16 protein-coding genes are annotated in these 18492 nt (G+C 65.1%); 4 read left to right on the forward strand and 12 right to left on the reverse strand.

Translation table 11 applies throughout. The features are described from left to right. Positions 1 to 45: 45 nt before the first annotated feature. The 4 genes from QX128_RS01425 to QX128_RS01440 all read right to left on the reverse strand — a co-directional run bounded on the left by QX128_RS01425 (position 46) and on the right by QX128_RS01440 (position 5519). Positions 46 to 1647: a sulfite reductase subunit alpha gene (locus QX128_RS01425; RefSeq protein WP_316236497.1), complete on the reverse strand. Its 1602-nt coding sequence runs from the start codon at positions 1645 to 1647 to the stop codon at positions 46 to 48. Further along, on the reverse strand, positions 1644 to 3434 hold the full coding sequence (locus QX128_RS01430; protein ID WP_316236498.1) for a NirA family protein: 1791 nt from the start codon (positions 3432 to 3434) through the stop codon (positions 1644 to 1646). The genes QX128_RS01425 and QX128_RS01430 overlap by 4 nt, the downstream gene beginning before the upstream one ends. A 343-nt stretch (positions 3435 to 3777) precedes the next feature. Continuing rightward, positions 3778 to 4932: a CmpA/NrtA family ABC transporter substrate-binding protein gene (locus tag QX128_RS01435; protein WP_316236499.1), complete on the reverse strand. Its 1155-nt coding sequence runs from the start codon at positions 4930 to 4932 to the stop codon at positions 3778 to 3780. Continuing rightward, positions 4929 to 5519: an ANTAR domain-containing response regulator gene (locus tag QX128_RS01440; RefSeq protein WP_315800004.1), complete on the reverse strand. Its 591-nt coding sequence runs from the start codon at positions 5517 to 5519 to the stop codon at positions 4929 to 4931. Before QX128_RS01440 ends, QX128_RS01435 begins: the two co-directional genes overlap by 4 nt. Before the next feature lie 113 nt (positions 5520 to 5632). Between QX128_RS01440 and rimO the strand changes: the two genes are divergently transcribed. After that, positions 5633 to 6958, forward strand: coding sequence for a 30S ribosomal protein S12 methylthiotransferase RimO (gene rimO / locus QX128_RS01445; protein WP_315800005.1), 1326 nt, complete (start codon positions 5633 to 5635; stop codon positions 6956 to 6958). Between the two features lie 17 nt (positions 6959 to 6975). Here the strand turns inward: rimO and QX128_RS01450 are convergent, their stop codons facing one another. The 8 genes from QX128_RS01450 to QX128_RS01485 all read right to left on the reverse strand — a co-directional run bounded on the left by QX128_RS01450 (position 6976) and on the right by QX128_RS01485 (position 15385). Then, positions 6976 to 7557: a hypothetical protein gene (locus tag QX128_RS01450; protein WP_316236500.1), complete on the reverse strand. Its 582-nt coding sequence runs from the start codon at positions 7555 to 7557 to the stop codon at positions 6976 to 6978. Positions 7558 to 7568: 11 nt separating this feature from the next. Further along, positions 7569 to 8414, reverse strand: a complete 846-nt coding sequence (locus QX128_RS01455; protein WP_316178789.1) for an aKG-HExxH-type peptide beta-hydroxylase — start codon at positions 8412 to 8414, stop codon at positions 7569 to 7571. A 26-nt stretch (positions 8415 to 8440) separates the two neighbouring features. Beyond that, entirely contained in the window at positions 8441 to 10360 is a 1920-nt protein-coding gene (locus tag QX128_RS01460; protein WP_316236501.1) for a RiPP maturation radical SAM C-methyltransferase, read from the reverse strand. Between the two features lie 26 nt (positions 10361 to 10386). Further along, positions 10387 to 11532, reverse strand: a complete 1146-nt coding sequence (locus QX128_RS01465) for a radical SAM protein (RefSeq protein WP_316236502.1) — start codon at positions 11530 to 11532, stop codon at positions 10387 to 10389. 24 nt (positions 11533 to 11556) lie between these two features. After that, positions 11557 to 11793: a hypothetical protein gene (locus tag QX128_RS01470; protein WP_315800010.1), complete on the reverse strand. Its 237-nt coding sequence runs from the start codon at positions 11791 to 11793 to the stop codon at positions 11557 to 11559. A gap of 140 nt (positions 11794 to 11933) precedes the next feature. Then, positions 11934 to 12854, reverse strand: coding sequence for a hypothetical protein (locus tag QX128_RS01475; protein ID WP_316215788.1), 921 nt, complete (start codon positions 12852 to 12854; stop codon positions 11934 to 11936). Between the two features lie 38 nt (positions 12855 to 12892). Beyond that, positions 12893 to 14095 carry a radical SAM protein gene (locus tag QX128_RS01480; protein WP_316215787.1) on the reverse strand — a complete coding sequence of 401 codons (1203 nt, stop codon included), beginning with the start codon at positions 14093 to 14095 and terminating at the stop codon, positions 12893 to 12895. A gap of 168 nt (positions 14096 to 14263) precedes the next feature. Then, positions 14264 to 15385, reverse strand: coding sequence for a DUF2336 domain-containing protein (locus QX128_RS01485; protein WP_316178795.1), 1122 nt, complete (start codon positions 15383 to 15385; stop codon positions 14264 to 14266). A 417-nt stretch (positions 15386 to 15802) separates the two neighbouring features. Here QX128_RS01485 and QX128_RS01490 point away from each other — a divergent pair, with 417 nt between their 5' ends. From QX128_RS01490 to QX128_RS01500, 3 genes are all read left to right on the forward strand, one after another. Continuing rightward, positions 15803 to 16999: an acetylornithine transaminase gene (locus QX128_RS01490; protein WP_316236503.1), complete on the forward strand. Its 1197-nt coding sequence runs from the start codon at positions 15803 to 15805 to the stop codon at positions 16997 to 16999. A 299-nt stretch (positions 17000 to 17298) separates the two neighbouring features. Next, the gene (locus QX128_RS01495; RefSeq protein WP_315800015.1) at positions 17299 to 17574 is read left to right on the forward strand and encodes a hypothetical protein; all 276 of its coding nucleotides are present in this window, start codon (positions 17299 to 17301) and stop codon (positions 17572 to 17574) included. 137 nt (positions 17575 to 17711) lie between these two features. Further along, positions 17712 to 18464, forward strand: a complete 753-nt coding sequence (locus QX128_RS01500; RefSeq protein ID WP_316236504.1) for a YkgJ family cysteine cluster protein — start codon at positions 17712 to 17714, stop codon at positions 18462 to 18464. Positions 18465 to 18492: the final 28 nt, after the last annotated feature.

Genomic DNA, 18492 nt, shown 5'->3' on the forward strand with positions numbered 1-18492 from the left:
CTCGGCCGGGCTCGCGGCCGAGAATATTCTCCGCAGGGTTCCCGCTCAGTAGACGTCGAGCTGGAACCGGCCCTTCTTCTTGAGGTCGGCCACGAAGCTGACGGCCTCGTCGGTCGAGCGGGCCCCGAACTGGGCGACGATGTCGACGAGGGCGCGCTCGACGTCCTTGGCCATGCGCTTGGCGTCGCCGCAGATGTAGAGATGGGCGCCGTCGGCGAGCCAGGTCCAGACCTCGCGCCCGACCTCGCGCATGCGGTCCTGGACGTAGAACTTCTTGTCGCCGTCGCGCGACCACGCCAGCGACAACCGCGTCAGGAGGCCGGCCGTCTTCATGGCGTTCAGTTCGTCGGCGTAGAAGAAGTCGCAGTCGCTGCGCTGATGTCCGAAGAACAGCCAGTTCTTGCCGGGCGCGCCGGTCGCCCTGCGGTCGTGCAGGAACGCGCGGAACGGCGCGACGCCGGTGCCGGGACCGACCATGATGATCGGCGTCTTCGGATCAGCGGGCAGCGCGAATCCGTGCGCCTTCTGCACATAGACGCGCAGCTTGTCGCCGGGATTGATCCGCTCGGCCAGGAACGTCGAGGCAAGTCCCAGCCGCTTGCGCTTGCCGATGACGTAGCGGACGCAGTCGACCGTCAGCGACAACCTGCCGGGCGTGGCATTGTGCGACGACGAGATGGAGTAGAGCCGCGGCTGCAGCGGCTCCAGCGCCTCGACGAAGGCCTCCGGATGCGGCCGGACGCCGGAGAACTTCTGCAGCACCGCCATCACGTCGAGCGTCGCCGCGTCGCCGTCGGGATCCTCGCCCTGCGCCAGCTGCCGCGCCTTCTCGCGGGTTGCGCCGCCGGTGATGAAGGAGATCAGCTCGAACAGCGAATCCGGCGCCGGCGCCAGCGAGACGTCCTCCAACAGGCACTGCCGCAGCGGCTTGCCGTTCACCTCGGTCATGTGCGAGGCGCCGAGCAGCGCGATGATCTGATCGACGAGGCCGAGATCGTTCTTGGCGAAGATGCCGAAGGAATCGCCGACGACGTAGTCGAGCCCGCTCTCGCCGAGATCGAACTCGATGTGCCAGGTCTCCTTCTCCGAGCCCGGCTTGTTGAGCAGGCGCCGCGACAGGAACGTCGCATCGACCGGATTGTCGCGCGAGCGACCGGGCTCGCTGACGACGACGGAGACGGTGGCCGGCGCAGCCGCAGCGGGCTTGGCCGCGGCCGGAGCCCTGTCGATCTCCTCGTAGAGCGCCTTGAGCATCCGCGCGGTTTCCTTGCCGCCGGGGACGCACAGATTCAGCCGCGCCTCGCTGCGATCGGCAATCGCATCCGAATAGTCGCTGCAATTGTAACCGCATTGGCCGCAGTCCTGCTGCGCCATGGCCGCCATCATGCGCCGGCGCAGCGGACGGCCCTCGGCGAGCTTCATGCGCTCGGCGATCGGCATGGTCTGGTCGTGCCATGGCGCCTCGCCGTCGTCACCGTCGCCCGCGGGCGCAAGCACGGCGCCGTTCTGCGCCGGCGACAATGCTGTCGCGCCGTCGAAGCCGAGCGCTCCGGCCAGAAAGCCGTTGAGCCATGAGCGTTGCGCCTCGGAGAATGGCGCCGTCGAAGGAATGATCTCGATCTTGGGCATGGGCGTGATCTGGTTCATGCTGACACCTCCGACGAGGTCTGGGCTTCGGCGAGATTGCGCAGCGCCTCGCCGTCGTGACGGCGTGCGAACGACAGGAAGGTCTCCTCGGGAGAGGCGCGATGGGCGAGATAGGCCTTGAGCAGCTTCTCAACGGTTACAGGCGCATCCGCCGCCTTGAGGTCGCGATAGACCTCGCGACCGATGTCGGCCTGCGGGCCGAACCCGCCGCCGGCGAACAGGTGATAGCCCTCGACCGTGTCGTCGCCGTCACCGACCGGCACCTTTGCCGCGATCATGCCGATGTCGCTGATGTAGTGCTGGGCACAGGAATGATGGCAGCCGGTGAGATGGATGTTCAGCGGTGTGTCGACGTCCACCCTGCTCTCGCACCAGTCGCCGATCTCGGCCGCATGTTTCTTGGTGTTGGATGCCGCGAACTTGCAGCCGGCGTTGCCGGTGCAGGCGATCAGTCCGGCGCGGATGTGCGAGGACTTTGTCGACAGCCCGATCTGCTCGATCGCCGCACAGGCCAGCGCGACCTTGTCGTCGGGAACGCCCGAGAGCAGCAGGTTCTGCCACACCGTGAGCCGGATCTCGCCGTCGCCGAGATCGGCTGCGATCTTGGCGAGCGAGCGCATCTGGTCCGTCGTCAGCTTGCCCAACGGCAGCACCACGCCGATCCAGTTCACCCCCTGCTGCTTCTGCTGGTGGACGCCGATATGGGCCATGCGATCGGCGTCGGGCCGCGGCGCGAGCGCCTCGTCGGGGACGCGCGCCAGCTTGCGGCCGAGCCTTGTTTCAACGGCTTCCATGAACTTGTCGTGGCCCATGCTGTCGAGCACATATTTGAGCCGAGCCTTGAGGCGATTGGTGCGGTCGCCGGTCTCGATGAACAGCCGCACGATGGCGTCGGCCACCTCGGTCGCCCGCTCCGGCTCGACGATGATCCCTGTCGGCTTGGCGAAATCCTTGTGCCCGGTGATGCCGCCGAGGGCGAGTCTGAACCACACGCCGGGCGCGACCCCAAAACCGTCCTTCACCTCGACCGCCGAAAAGGCGATGTCGTTGGTGTCCTCAAGCGCCGCGATCCGCCCGGCACCGTCGAAAGCGACGTTGAACTTGCGTGGCAGGCCGTACAGTGAGCGGTCGTTGAGGATGTGGAAATGCCATTCGCGCGCATAGAGCCGCGTGTCCAACAATTCCTGCGGATCGATGCCGGCCGTTGGCGTCCCCGTCACATTGCGGATGTTGTCGGCGCCGGAGCCGCGCGCCGTCAGACCGAGATCCGAGAGTCCTTCCAGCAGCATGACCGCGTGCCTCGGCGGGATTTCGCGCAGTTGCAGGTTGGCCCGCGTGGTGACGTGGCTGTAGGGACCGCAAAGCTGGTCGGCGAGATCGGCAAGTCCCGTCAGTTGCCAATGCTTCAGGATGCCGTTGGGAATGCGCAGCCGGCACATATAGGAATCCTGCGCCGGCGCGACGTGAAACAGGCCGTAATAGCGCCAGCGGAAATTGTCGGCCGTGGATGGCGCAGCATCATTGCGCGCCTGCTCCTTCAGCCTCTCGTAGGCATCGAAGGGATGGAACTCGCGCTTGACCTTCTCCTGGTCGGCGAGCTTCCGTCCCGACGCAATCACCTTGTCCTGGGCCTTGATGTGGATAGCGTCCGGGCCGGTCGGCTCGCTTGCCGTCTGCGTGCCACCCTGGCCGCGCCCTGCCAGCGTGACCTTGAGGCCCGCAGCCAAGCCTTCGAGGTAGCGCTTCTGCTCGTCGTTAAAGTCGACTGACAACGATTCGATTCTCATGATGGCGGACGAAGCTCCAGCGGCCACGGCGGTTGGCGTTCGGGAATGGGATGAGGATCGCACCGTCCGACAGGCCGACATGGCCTGCTTCCGATGAAAGATCCGACCAGCTTCGTTGCTGCGGAAATCCGACACGGATTGCAGTCAGCGGCATCTGCGGCGGCTGACTGCACTGCAATATTCAAGTTGCGTGCCAGCCTGAAAAATCAGGAAAAGCGTGTAAAATCAGAATGCTGATCGAATCAATGAAGGCAAGTTAACCGACTCAAGCCTCGAAATACGGGCACGCCGCCCAAAAATTGGTCGACGGCACACGGTGCCCAGACCGTGATCGGTGCGTGAATCAGGCCGTCCAGCGGCCGATCTTGAAGGCCTTGAGATGGCCGATCACGTCGTCCGCCGCGAAAGGCGGACCGGCGAATGCGCCGATGGCGGCATCCGTGCCGACCGCGGCCGTGCCCATGGCCGCGTCGTAGATGTCCGGCCGGAACACGCCCATGGCAGTGCCCAGGGCTTCAGTACTGAGGGGAGTCTGGCCCCACCGCACCATCTGGGCATAGAGCCATGCCGCCTGGATCCTCTCGGGCCGTCCCGCGTCTTCGCGGCCCACCAGCAGATAGCGCGAGCTTTCGCGGAAGGTGCCGTCCGGCGAGATCTTGAGGCGGCCGTCCAGCGTACGCTGGAGCACCTCCGCATCGACGCCGATGCGCTCCGGCTGAGCCAGGATGCGCGCGGATTCTGCGTGGTTCTGTTCGATGAAATTGGCGGCCTTGGCGCAGGCGCGAATCAGGCCGGCGAGAGCGCCGGGATTCTTGTCAGCCCAGCTCTGCCTGACCGCCAGCACCTTTTCGGCCGCGCGCACCAGCACGTCAGACACGAAGTGGAGAATATGGCCGATGCCGAGATCGACTGCGATCGAGTTCCACGGTGCTCCGACGCAGAACGCGTCGACGTGACCGTTGGCGATGCTCTCCACCATGTAGGGCGGCGGCAGCACCACGAGGCGGACGTCCTCATCGGGGTCGACGCCACCTGCGGCCATCCAGAACCGCAACTGATAGTTGTGGGTCGAGAACGGAAACGTCATGCCGAACGTCAGCGGCTCGCGCCCGGCCTTGCGCCGTTCCGCGACGACGCGCGCCAGCGCCAGCGCCGTCGCCATCGGGTCGAAACGATCCCCATCGAGATTGGCCATGATCGCCGCATGCAGCGCCGGCGTCACGGTGATCGCGTTGCCGTTCACCCCGAGATTGAAAGGAGCCACGATCGGCACCTTGACGTGACCGATGCCCAGGCTCGACGCGATGGCGACGGGAGCCAGCAGATGCGCCGCGTCGAACAGGCCGATGTTGAGCTTGTCGCGCACGTTCGACCACGACACCTCTCGGACCAGCGTGACGTCGAGACCTTCGGCCGCGGTGAAGCCGTTGTCGACGGCGACGATCAGCGCGGCGGCATCGACCAGCGGGATGAAGCCAATGCGAAGCGGGCCGGTCATTTCAACAACTCCGAGGCGGTCAGGATCGACTGCGCGATCTCGCCGATCTTCTTCTTTTCGCGCATGGCCGTGGAGCGCAACAGCACATAGGCTTCCTCTTCGGTGAAGCCCTTCATCTTCATCAGAATGCCCTTGGCGCGGTCGATCACCTTGCGGTCCTCCAGCGCGGACTTGGTGCGCTCGAGCTCGTCCTGAAGCTTGGAGAACGCATTGAAGCGCGAGATGCAGAGGTCGAGGATCGGCTTGATCCGCTCCTTCTTCAGCCCATCGACGATGTAGGCGGAGACGCCCGCCTCGACCGAGGCCTGGATCGAGGCCGCGTCGCTCTGGTCCACGAACATCGCGATCGGCCGGCGGACGGCGCGGCTGACCTGGAACATCTGCTCCAGCACGTCGCGGCTGGGGTTCTCCAGGTCGATGACGATGACATCCGGGTCCAGGGCATAGATGCGCGCCAGGAGACCCTGCATCTCGCTGACATGCACCACGCCGGTAAAACCCGCCTCCCGCAAGCCCTCCTCCAGGATGGCCGCGCGGATCGGGCTTTCGTCGACGATCACGATTTTAGGCGATTGCTCGGCGCTCATCGATCACCAGGTTGTCCGGGCCCTCACCCATAGCATGGACGTGGCCGCCTCAAAGCCTTGTCTTTCTGGACAATTCGGACTAGCTGACGCCTATCTCATCAGGCAGTTCCAAGATGCAGCAGGGTTCGGCGCCCAAGATCAGCTTTGTTTCGCTCGGTTGTCCCAAGGCCTTGGTCGATTCCGAGCGCATCATCACGCGCCTGCGCGCCGAGGGCTACGAGCTCGCCCGGAAGCATGACGGCGCCGACGTCGTCATCGTCAACACCTGCGGGTTCCTGGACAGCGCCAAGCAGGAATCGCTGTCGGCGATCGGCGCGGCCATGGCCGAGAACGGCAAGGTCATCGTCACCGGCTGCATGGGCGCCGAGCCGGAGCAGATCGAGCAGGCCTATCCCGGCGTGCTGTCGATCACCGGCCCGCAGCAGTATGAGAGCGTGCTGGACGCCGTCCATCGCGCGTCGCCGCCGGCGCACAACCCGCATCTCGACCTGGTTCCTCCGCAGGGCATCAAGCTCACGCCCCGGCACTACGCCTATCTGAAGATCTCCGAAGGCTGCAACAACCGCTGCACCTTCTGCATCATCCCGAAGCTTCGCGGCGATCTGGTGTCGCGGTCCGCGGCCGACGTGCTGCGCGAGGCCGAGCGGCTGGTCGCAGCCGGGGTCAAGGAGCTCCTGGTCATTTCTCAGGACACCTCGGCCTATGGGCTGGACCTGAAATATGCCGAAAGCGCCTGGAAGGACCGCAACGTCCGGGCTCGCTTCCTCGATCTGGCGCGCGAGCTCGGCGAGCTCGGCGCCTGGGTGCGCATGCACTACGTGTACCCCTACCCGCATGTCGACGAGGTGATCGGCCTCATGGCGGACGGTAAGATATTGCCCTATCTCGACATCCCGTTCCAGCATGCCAGCCCCAACGTCCTGAAGGCGATGCGCCGCCCGGCGGCGCAGGACAAGACGCTGGACCGGATCAAGGCCTGGCGGACGACCTGCCCGGATCTTGCGCTGCGCTCGACCTTCATCGTCGGCTTCCCCGGCGAGACGGACGCCGACTTCGCCTACCTGCTGGATTGGCTGGATGAGGCCGAGATCGATCGGCTCGGCTGCTTCAAATACGAGCCGGTGGCCGGCGCGACCTCCAACGCCCTGCCCGACCAGGTCCCGGACGAGGTCAAGCAGGAGCGCTGGGACGCGCTCATGGCCCGCCAGCAGAAGATCTCGGCGCGCAGGCTCAAGCGCAAGGTCGGAACGCGTCAGCAGGTGATCATCGACGAGGTCGGGCCGAGCGTCGCCAAGGGCCGCACCAAGGCCGATGCCCCGGACATCGATGGCGCCGTTTATCTGTCCAGCCGGCGGCCGCTGCGTGTCGGCGAGATCGTCACGGTCAAGATCGAGCGTGCCGACGAATACGACCTGCACGGCACGGTCGCTGGGTTCTAGCGCGGGTCAACGGCAATTCAGGGAAGCCGGCCGATCGCAATCGTCCGGTCGGGTCCTACGCTTTCCAATGATGCAAAGCCGGCGTGTCTGCCGAGTTCATCAAGATTGCCGTAGCGCGCGATCCAATCGGGATAGGCGTAGCAGAGGATGATGTCGGCGTGGCTGCGAAGCCACCGACACAGTGTGGCAGCCCTGTCGGCGCCCGCTTCGAGCAACCGTCCGGGCATGATCAAAACGACGCTCCGATCAGCGGCCGTCTCAAGAGGTGCGGGGCAAGCGAACATGTCGCAACTCGGCCAGTGCGAAACCGCTCGTCCGAACATCGCTCGCGCATGGACGAGCTTTCGTGAATCTCGCTCGATTCCAAGCGGCTGCAGATCAGGCGTCCCTTCGCAACTCGCGGCCAACAGCGCCCCATTGCCGCATCCGAGATCGATGATGTTGTAGCGCGCCCCGGCCGTGACCGTTCTTACGGCCGCGGCGATGGGAGCGTGAGCCTCTCGCATTCCGCAGACGGACGCGAAGCCGTTGTCGGCCGCAAGCCAATCCGGCGCGGGCCGTTCGCCGGACATCAGCGCTCGCCACGTTGACAGGTCCAACGACGGCCTCCTCAGTGCACCGCCGCCGCCTCGCGGGTCTCGAGCAACTGCCGGCCTCGCGCGATCAACGCGTCGATCCAGGCGTAGAGGCCGGCAACGAACGCCTCTCCGTCCCGGTCGACGCGGATGTACCGCCGGATCTCGTCGACCCCCTCCTCAATGCGGGCGAGATTGCGCCGCAGCAGGCGAAACAGCAATTGGCGCCGCTCTTCATCCGGCTCGGTCTCGATCAGCACGATGTCGAGCGCCGTGATGTAGGCAAACGAATATTCCGCGTGCAGCACCGCGGTCATCGGGCGCAAACGATCCTTGATGACGGGGCTGACATACAACTCGTCCGCCGGATTCAACACCAGCCGATCCGCGGATTCCAGATTGATGCCGAGCGCGCGAAGCTTGTTGTGTCCCATCTCGTGCACGAACGCCTGGGCCAGGCCGATCGGATCGAAGATGGTGGCGAACAGCGTGCCCAGCCGGTCGTCGGTCGAGCCGCTGTAGGATCCATAGCCCTCGCGATAGTCGCTCTCCGCAACATCGGGACGCGCCAACGGATGGAAGGAATCGATGAGCATGCGCATCTGTTCGAAGGCGACCGGCCAGCGCCGCACGTAGTCGACGGCAGCATCGATGTTGGGGTGCTCCAGCGGACCGTTGCTGAATACGGGCGCCCCCGGCGCGGTCGGCTGCACGTAGCGAACCGACACGGCGCCATCGAAGATGCGCGGCGAATGGCCGGCGACCCGGTGCACGAACGGCTCCGGCCGGTGAGCGTTCGTGGTCGTGCTGGCGAGATGACAGGCCAGCAAGGCGTCATACAGATCATCCTGTGGTGCCGCGGCCCGCGACCAGTCGATCATTGTCTCCTCCCGCGACGGTTGTTGATTCAGAATTGAAGCTGAGCGGACGACGCGCCGGAGCCGTCCCTGGCGATCGGGCGCAGCCAGCCGCCGGGGAAATCGCGCCGGCATTCGTCGTCGATGACGAGGGCTTCGGTGCTGGTGACCAGCGTCAGCGCGCAGTCCTCGTCTTCCAGGATGCACCCGCTGGCGACCAGGCCGGCGTAGCTCTGCTCCACCTCTGGCCAGGAGGTCTCCTGGTCGACCAGTCGCCCGAGGGTCGCGTCGATGCGAACTGGTTCTCGGAAGGCGTCCAGCACGGCGATCTCGATCGGATCGAGGATGCGCCATGTCTCGGTTGCGATCCGGCGCGTGTCCTTGAGGATCGACAACGGACCCAATCCGACCACCGCCAGTATCGGCATTGCGGTGCCGTCCACATGTGCAGACCGCCAAAGCTTGATCGCCGCGCCGAGCGGCGCGAGATCATCATCCGACGCGGTGTTGGCCGCCGTGCCATCGAAGAAATAAGCGAGCCGCGTCAGCACATCTTCCGGCTGGCCATAGACCGCCTGATAGGCCAGCGCGGGAGCGACATTTTCAAACCCGAACTCGGCCGCGTGGTTGAAGTACGGGCTGAAGCGGTCGAGCCTGATCCGGCAATGTCCGGTCGGCGGCTGCAGATGCTCCAGCAGCGCAAACCATCGCGCTATCTTGGCGTAGGCCGCAGGCCGCTCGCCCGGGAAGCCGCACAGCACGTTCCAGATCGGCCGGAGTCCGATCTCGGCACAGCTTCGGAGCACGCGGACGTTCTGCAGCCCGGTCACGCCCTTTTCCATCAGGCGCAGGACATCGTTGTCGAGATGCTCGATGCCCGGCTGAACCCAGGTCACCCCGCCGCGCGCGAGCGTACGCAGCTGCTCGGGGCGCATGTTCGACTTGATCTCGTAGAGGATCCGGTAAGGCGACGGCGCGGTGTTGGCGAGGTGGCCGAACACGGCATCGACATGCTTCAAGTTCAGAATGTTGTCGGTCGCCTCGAAGCGCTTGACGCTCCAGCGCGCGGATAGTGTTGCGAGCTCGGCCAGCACGCGCTCGGCCGACTTGGTGCGAAACGCCATCGTCGCGCCGTTCAGGCCGCAGAATGTGCAGTGGTGCTTCATGCCCCACCAGCAGCCGCGCGAGCTCTCGAACGGCAGCGCGGGGAGCAGATCATCGCAGAACGACGCCTGCCTCAGCTCCGCGAAATAGTCGGTGAAGTCGGGGACGGGAAGCTCGTCAAGATTCTGCAGCGGAGTCTCCGCGATCCTCCCATTCGTGCCCACGCGGCCCAGCACGTCGGTGCTTTCACTGTAAGGCAAGGTGCCTGCAAGGAAGCGCTCGACGAAATCCGGAAAGGTCCGGTCGGACTCGCCGCGAAACACATAGTCGATTTGCGGGAAGCGTTCGAGCAGCGCCTCGCCCATCGGCCCCTCGCAGTTGGCGCCGCCGAAGCATATGATCGTGTCCGGCGCGAGCTGCCTGATGCGATGCGCGATGCCGAGAGACGCGCAATTCTGCTGGAACGTCGACGAGAAGCCGACGATGCGGGCGCCGTCTGCGATCAGCAGACGAGCCGACCGGTCGACGAACCTCTCCGCCGCATCGCGCGCCGCGACGACCGCGGGCCAATGCTTGCCGCAATAGGCTTCCATTCGCTCCCGGTGCCGGGCTTCCGCGACAGGATCAGGAGCGTTTTCGAAGGTCGCGGCGAACACCCATTCACCGATCAGCAGGCTGGTCTGAACCTGCTCCGCGATGAACTGGAAGGTGTCGGCGCCGATCAACTCGGCAAACGCAAAACCGAGATAGTACTGCCGTGCGTCGATCCCGCGGTCCTCGAGGGCCGCCTGGAGCGTGCTGATCCCCAGCGCGGGCCGCGTCAAGGCCAGGAACGGCGCTGCAACCAGCGCAACGGATATGGTCATGGCAATGGCTCTCAGAACTTAAGCTGTCAGAACTTGGCGGACAGGTCGGACGACGGCGGAGGCACCGAATGAAATACACCCACTGCCTCGAACATGTGCTCGAGCAGCGTCAACGTTGGCAGCTTCCGCGGCAAATGGCTGTCGAGCAATTGCAGCAGCTCGGGATTTGAGAACAGACGGTCGCACGCCGTGCAGATGCCGTCGAAATCGCTGGCCGCGAGCGGTCGTTCGGTCTCCGCCGTGATTTCGCAGAGCAGAGCGATCGGACCTTCGAAGGCGATCCACTTCCACACCGGGTCCATGTAGGCGCGGGACATCGCCTCGGACATCGGCGTCTCGTTCAGATCACCGACGCTCATCGCGGCATGAAACGGCAGCACGCCGCAGCAGGGCAGAACGTTCCCGCTCGGGGCCACGGAGAAATGCCTCAGCACCGAGGGACATGGTCCGCGATAGACCTGTGGCGAATGCCGCCTTGCGTCGAGGTCGGACGCGCTGACATCGTCGACGGCGCGTCCCGTGGAGTTGATCGCCGTCTCGTACACCGACAGCTGCGGATCCGAGTCAGGGTCGACACCGAGAAGATCGAAGATCCGGGACTGGTCGATCACGCTGCCCGGCGATGTCACGACGGCAATCAGCACGTCCAATCCGAGCGAACGGGCAGCCCGGTAGGCATGCGCGATATTGCGCCCGTCCAAGAATTCGGCATGCATGTCGTCGAAAGAGATGATGATCCGTTCGAGACCTGCTTCAACCAGTGGAGTCAGGATCCGCTCGGCCTTCGCTTCGGATGTCGCCCAATAGGCGCTGGTGGTCGCGGACGTGGAGAGGCCGAACGACCTGGCGCGGGATGCCGCAGCGCGCATCAATTCGGGCTGGAGGAATGGATCGCCGCCGACCAGATTGATCCGCGTCATGTCGTGAGCGACGGCTGCATCATCGATCGCTGCGATCATCAGGTCCTGCGGCAGCACGTCGAGCTGAGTCATATCCGACGAAAAGCAGCAATGGCTGCACTTCAGCGGACAGCGGTAACTGATATTGAAGACAAGCTCAGTCGGTTTCGTCACCCGGTCACGCGAATGCATGTCCAGCTGCTCCCAGGGGCAGGAACTGACTTTGACGGAGGTCGGAGCTGCAGCACGTTTCCGGCCGGGCAATGCAGACATTGTCCGGCCGGCTTGAGATCGCGGTCAGACGTCGACGTGAATGACCGAAGCAGGCGCGGCGGTCGCCTTCTGGCCCGACAGGCGATCCTTGATCAGATCGGCCGTGTTCGAATCGATCTCGATGCCGACTTGGGCGAGATATCCCTGCGGATCCTTCTGGAGCTCGTCCGCGGCATTGGCCTGGCTCTTCAGCTGGGCCGCCGCAGCCTTCACTTTCGCAAGGTCCGCAGTGATTTGAATCTTCTTGTCCATGTAAGACATCTTGGAGTCTCCCGATAATCGCTCTTGGCAATGAAGGTGGTCAATCAACGCAAAGCGGAGCATATAACACTTTTGCGGCAGTAGATACATCACAACTCGCGGAGATTGTATTTTCACTCGGGCTAGGGAAGTAGGACCGCCTACCCTGTCGTCAGCGTTCCCCCACGAAAGCTCTTCGACCCCGTCCAGCGTTCGCGCGATGGTGCCCGATACGGGAAGCGCAAGCCGCTCGCGCCTTCAACGGGCCAGGTCGCGCCATGATAGATAATTTCGCGGCGTGCGCTGCTGTAGGAGGTCGATGCCGTGATCCGGCAGACCGGCGCGTGCAGCTCGGCGATGCCGTGCATCATCGACCACTCGGCCGGCCATGTCAGGACATCGAGCAGCCACTCCGTCGTCTGCCCGCAATGCGCTCGGCCGAATGCGAGCATGTTCGCCGCGAGCGCGGCGCTTGCCGGGCAATCGAGCCGGCAAGGCCAGTGCGGGATGATGCAGAGATCAATTGACCGCCAGAGCATGTTCGTCGCCGGCCGCGACGGCAGCTCGATCCGCCGATGTCCCGACGCTTCGGTTCTCTCGAACAGCGCGCTCGCCCAGACCGGATCCAGCGGCCGGCGCTCGCGGCGGCGCAGCGCCTCGGCGCAACAATGGGGACACCCTGCCCAGTCCCGCAATGTGCGTGCCGGATCGCGCTGCCAGTCGGCTTCGAACTCATCCGTGTCGCGAGCACGGACGACAGCGATGGTGACTTCGAGCGGCAGTCTTGCCCGCGTCTGCGACGACGGCAATTTCGGGACCGCCTCGACCGCTAGTCGGACTGGTATGAGCGCGAGCCCTGCGCGTTCGACCTGCAGCGCCATCTCGTCGAGAGCTTCGGGGTTGACGGTGCTGATCGATGCCCGGCTCAAACCGGCCGCGACCGCCCGCCAACGCAACACTTTCCATTCCGTCCTGATCAGCTCGAAGCGCGGCTCCCACACCTTTCTCGCAGCCTCCGAGACCCAGCCGATGCGAACGAATGGCGGGCGGATCGGAGGGAGGATCGCGGCATGCTCGGACATTTGATCGGCCAAATTCTCTTTCGCAAACGTCCTGGATCTCAAACCGCCACAGGCGGCGATCCACTCAAATCGTCCATGATCTCCGTCAGCAACGGGACCCGGCCGTCCATCATCGACTTGATGAGCCTGTGCTCGATCTCGGCGCGACGAGGATCGCAGGACAACGGCGTTTCGCCTGCAGCGAGCAGGTCTTCCTCGATCTGGACAAACAGCGCGGTCCAGAGCGCGCATTGCGCACTGCGGTTGCGCCAATCGCCGTCGATCGAGGTTCCCGGGCATTGGCCCTTGCACATCGCGAAGAAGCGGCAGTCGCGGCAGCCGCCGGCCGGCTGCGGGGTGAACCACAGGGCAATGCTGCGCTCATAGCCGGCAGCCTCGGTCTTGATGAAGTCGATCCCGCGCTTGTTGGTGCGGCCGCAATTGCTGCGCTCGCCAAATCCCTCGATGCCGTGCACCGCGCCGGTCGTATACGGATCACAACCGTGCCAGACACAGCCGGTCTGGTCGTCCAGCCCACGAAGAAGCGCCCGCATCTCGTCGAAGATGTCGAAGCGCATCGAGGTGAGGTGCTCGCGCTCGAATCGATAGAAGTGCAGAAACGCCGCGATGGTTTCGGGATCGGTCATCGCCCAATGCGCCTGCACGGCGGGCGAGTCGACCTCGAGTGCATGCAGCCTGACATTTCGCACCCCCCTCGCCTGCATCTCCAGCAGCCAGCTGTCCATCGAGGGCCAGTGCTGCGGCAGGCCATTGCCCCGATGCATCGTGATGATCAGGCTCGGATGCAGGCCCCGCTCGCACAGTCCGGCGATCGCACGATCGACGCTCTTGGTGAGGTCCCGCGTCCTGTCGAGGGACCCGGCCCAGCGGACATCATTCAAAGCGTCAGGGCCGTCGATGGAAATGCCGACATGAACCGCATAGGTCGCGAACAGCTCCATGTGGCGGTCTGTGATGAGCGTGCCATTGGTCTGGATCCGGTTGCGGCCAAAGCGCGCCAGTCCGAATGCCCACAGCCTCTCGAGATCCGGCAGCGGCAGCAGCAGCGGCTCGCCGCCGAACAACGTGAACGGCTCATCGTCCTCTGCGAGGGCGGCCAGCATCGCATCGATGTCATAGCGCGGGCGCAGGCTGCCGCTGTCCCGGAGCGGGTTCTGGTAGCAATACTGGCACATGATGTTGCAGGTCACGCCCAGCGGACGAAGCTCGACACCCATCACGATCTCCTCGACGGGAGTCATTCCTGACCGGTCTGACCGGGGCATCTCCCGCAGGCAGCGGAGAGGATACGATACAACCCCTGATTTTAAAAGATCAAAGGTGCGTGGATATGGCCGAACGCCCCTCGGTTGTCTTGCTGCACCGCAGCAGGTCGCCCAAGCGCCTTTGCGGCCCCGGGCGAGCCGTCCTCAGTGCGAGGAGCCCGTGGTACGAACCGACCAGAGCTTCAGCAGGCGAAGCGCCTCGTCCTGCTTCAGTTCGAGATATTTGTTCTTGAGCTTGGTCAGCTCGTCGGGGGGCGTTGCGCCTGAAACGAACCGGCTATCGAGGATCGCGGCAACCGTGACCCAGCTCAGTCCAGCGGCCTTGCACGGCACGAGAATGCCGTCGCTGCGCAGGCTCTGCATCAGCGGCCGCACCAGCTCGATGCTGCATTTCGCGAGCTCCGCGATGGCCGCGATCGTCTCGCCGTAACGCCGCTGGCGGGCAAATTCCAGCAGCGCGGCTTCGGTCAGTTTGCCGCCCTGCTTCAGCTGGCCGACTGCCACCTTGGAACTGCCCGCGTCGCGATTGCGCGACATCTCGCGCTCGGCGTCGAGCGTGGCCGATGAAATGGCGCTGCGAATTTCCTCGTAGAGATGCGGCGGCGCCGACGCGAGCAGGCGCACCCTCACCGCCTCCGTCGCGCGCTGCAACAGGGTCCTGCGCAAGGCTGCCGGCAGATCGGCGCGGATGCCGGCCGCGACCGTGAGCTCCGCGTCTCCCGCCGCTTGCGCCACGATGGCGGCAAATCCGGCGGGTGACACCCGCGCCCCGGGGTTCTTCATGAGTTGCCGGCTCACGCTCGGATAGCGTCGCGCGAGCAGCGCGTCGGTCACGATCTCCTGCAGCCACCAGCGCCCGGCGATCGCCATCAGGTGCTTCTCGCTGCGCGTCTGCGCGATCTCGATCAGATCCTCGCTGCTCAGCCGCGGCGATTCCGAAAGCACCGGCCCCGCGACGGCGATGTCGTCATGATGGGCCAGCCGCCGGATCACGCCGGCCGGCGCCTGCGGGATCGGAGCAAGCTGGGCGCTGAGTTCGGCGAGTGCGATCCGGGCCCCGACGTCGGCCAGCGCACGCAGCTCGATGGTATTGACGAGACGCTCGAAGACGTCGGCAAACAGCGCGTGCTGCTCGATATCCAGGCTGCCGGCAGAGGCGACGAACAGGGAGGCGACCCGCTCGGCCACGCCGGAGCAGCGGTCGGCTGAGCCGGTGGCTATGGCCGCCTGCACTTCTTCGGCGATCGTGAGATGGGGGTTCGACATCGCTCGTCCTGAGCGCTTGCATTTTCAAGCTGCCCAGGGAGGGTAAACACAGCCGCTAAATGTTTGGTAAAGTTGTCACTAAAGTGCGAGACCCGAGACCGGATCGAGCGGGCTTCGCACCGGCGGCGCTTCCCTCGCCGCTTCCTGGAGCGGCGGCCCTTGTTGCAGTCTGCAGGCCGGCATCTTGACACCGGTTGCGATTTGCCTGTATGGCCGCCGCATGATCTTCAACCGGACCAACCGCCGCGCCGCCGTTTGCCGTCGTCACCGCCGTGACGATGCCGGGGCGCGCCATGTCCGAAAACGTTGCTGATCAGCTAGCTCATCAGCTCCAGGTTTTCGAGAAGGCCGCTCCCGCAAAGGAGCGGCCTTCTCGCTTTTTGGCCCCCGCTTCCCCCTGAGCATAGGAGATTGCACATGCTGACCGCCTCCCATCCCTACGACGCTCTGATGGAGATCACGGCGCGCCCGCGCACCGTCTTCGTTCAGGGCAAGGGTTCCTGGTTATGGGACAACGGCGGCAAGCGCTACCTCGACTTCGTCCAGGGCTGGGCCGTGAACTCGCTCGGCCACGCGCCGCCGGAGCTGGCCAGCGCGCTCGCCCACCAGGCGGCACGCCTGATCACGCCGAGCCCGGCCTATTTCAACGACACCAGCCTCCAATTCGCTAAGGCGCTGGTCGACCGCTCATGCTTCGACCAGGTGTTCTTCACCAATTCGGGCGCCGAAGCCAATGAAGGCGCCATCAAGCTCGCCCGCAAATACGGCGCTCTGCGCAAGAACGGCGCATACGAGATCATCACCTTCGAGGGCGGCTTCCACGGCCGCACGCTGGCGACGATGTCGGCTTCGGGCAAGAAGGCGTTCGAGCCGCTGTTCGAGCCCAAGGTCCCGGGCTTTCCAAAGGCACGGCTGAATGACATCGCCTCGGTCGAGGCCCTGATCTCCGACAAGACGGTGGCGATCATGCTGGAGCCGATCCAGGGCGAGGCCGGCGTGTGGCCCGCGACCGACGAGTTCCTGCAGCAGTTGCGGGCGCTGACCACCAGGCACGGGCTGCTGCTGATCGTCGACGAGATCCAGACCGGCATGGGCCGCACCGGAAAACTGTTCGGCTATGAGCATGCCGACGTCCTCCCGGACATCATGACCCTGGGCAAGGGCATCGGCGGCGGCGTTCCGCTCGCCGCCCTGCTGGCGACCGACGAGGCGTCTTGCTTCGAGCATGGCGATCAGGGCGGCACCTTCAACGGCAATCCGCTGATGTGTGCGGCGGGACTCGCCGTGCTCGATGTGATCGAGAAGCCGGAGTTTCTGAAGGCTGTCGCGGACAACGGGATCTATCTGGAGAGCGAGTTGCAGCGCATCTCGGCAAAGCACGGCCTGGGCGAAGTGCGCGGCCGTGGTCTGCTGCTTGCGCTCGACGTGATCAGGCCGATCGCGCCGGCGATCGTTGCGCACGCCTTCGAGCTCGGCCTGCTGCTGAACGCGCCGCGTCCGGATGCGCTACGCTTCATGCCGGCCCTCAATGTGACTCGCGATGAGATCGCGGCGATGATCGACACGCTGGACGGAATCCTGACCAAGGTCGGCGCCGCGCGCTGCGTCGCCTGATCGAATGCCGTTCAAGACGCAGGCTCCGTGCCACATGCGAAGCCTGCGTGCCGGCTGCCTACAGAAGGCACAAACACCGAGGTCGGGCTCGCCGCCATTTGACCTGGATCAAGGACAGCTGTCCCCCCGAACAACGATCCTGATCGCGCCAAACACCTGCGATCCGATGACTTACGTTATATCTGTCCTGATATAGCGTTGTACGGGATGTGATCAGCTCGGAGGAGAGAGGCTTGCCGGGACCAAGCTGATGATCATCCGCCGACAACGAGGTCGGCACGATAGAAGGAGATGCAAGAATGGCGAGAGACAATCTGGCTCGGGCGTTGCCGGTCGACGACAGCGGCAGCCACATCGCCCTGGCCGCAACCGAAGAGGTGCTGATCCACGTTCGCTTCTTCCCGAACTCGGACATCAACTCGATCGGCGAGAAGCCCGCCAGCCTGACCGCCAATGAATGGTATGAGCGCCTGCTCGACATGGCGCGTCCGCATTATCAGACCTTCGCCGGCGGCCGCGGCTTCTTCCGCATCCCCCGCCCCTGTTTCGAGGCGATCCTCAAGGGCATTGCCTGACATCGGCTTTCGGGCTGGGTGTGGCAGTGAGCGTCCTCTCTGCCCTGCCCCTGTCGACCGCGGTGCGCCGGGTGCGCCGCGGTCGCTGGCGTTTTGACCGTCCGGCGTTTTGATCGTCGGGTCTTTGGAGGACAGCATTGAGCGATGCGGCTTTCACCGAACTGAAGCGGGCGTTCAGCTCGCTGCTGGCAGCGTGCAGGGCATCGCAGAACTGCGCTGAGACGCTCGCCGACCGCGCTTTCGATCTGTTCGAAGCCAATATCGATGCCCAGACGGCGCATCTGCCCGCCCTCGCCTGCGCCAAGGGCTGCCCCTCCTGTTGCGCATTGCGCGTGACCGCGACGGCACCGGAGATCTTCCTGCTCGCGCGCTATGTCCGGCAGATCGACCAGCGCATGCCGGCTAAGGCGCTCGGCTCGCTGTCGCGCCGGATCAAGCTCGCCAACCGCGCGACGCACGGATTGAGCGACACCGCGCGGATGAAGTTGCGTCAGCCCTGCCCATTCCTCGTACGCGGCGGCTGCATCATCCATCCCGCGCGTCCGCTCGCCTGCCGCGGGCATGCCTCGTTCGACCGGCGCGCCTGCGCACAGGCCATGGCCGGCCGCGAGGTCGACGTGCCGGTCTCGGCACCACACCTCGCGCTGCGCGCGCTGGTGCAGGATTCGCTCAGGGCGGCGCTCGACGCTGCGGGGCTCGCCTCTGGCCTGTATGAGCTCAACCAGGGTCTCGTTCTGGCACTCGACGACCCCGAGCGCGAGCGCGCCTGGCGGGACGGGCAAGACAGCCTCGCGCCGGCGCGGATCGAGGCGTCGACGGCAGCGCAGACCGATGCGGTGCTCTGGAGTCGCGCGGCAGCCGGCGACGCTTCGATCCGGGGCGAGGTGTAGCGACAGGGCTCGGTCGCGCGGCTGTTAA

The organism is Bradyrhizobium sp. SZCCHNR1015, assembly GCF_032489875.1.
Lineage (GTDB): Bacteria > Pseudomonadota > Alphaproteobacteria > Rhizobiales > Xanthobacteraceae > Bradyrhizobium.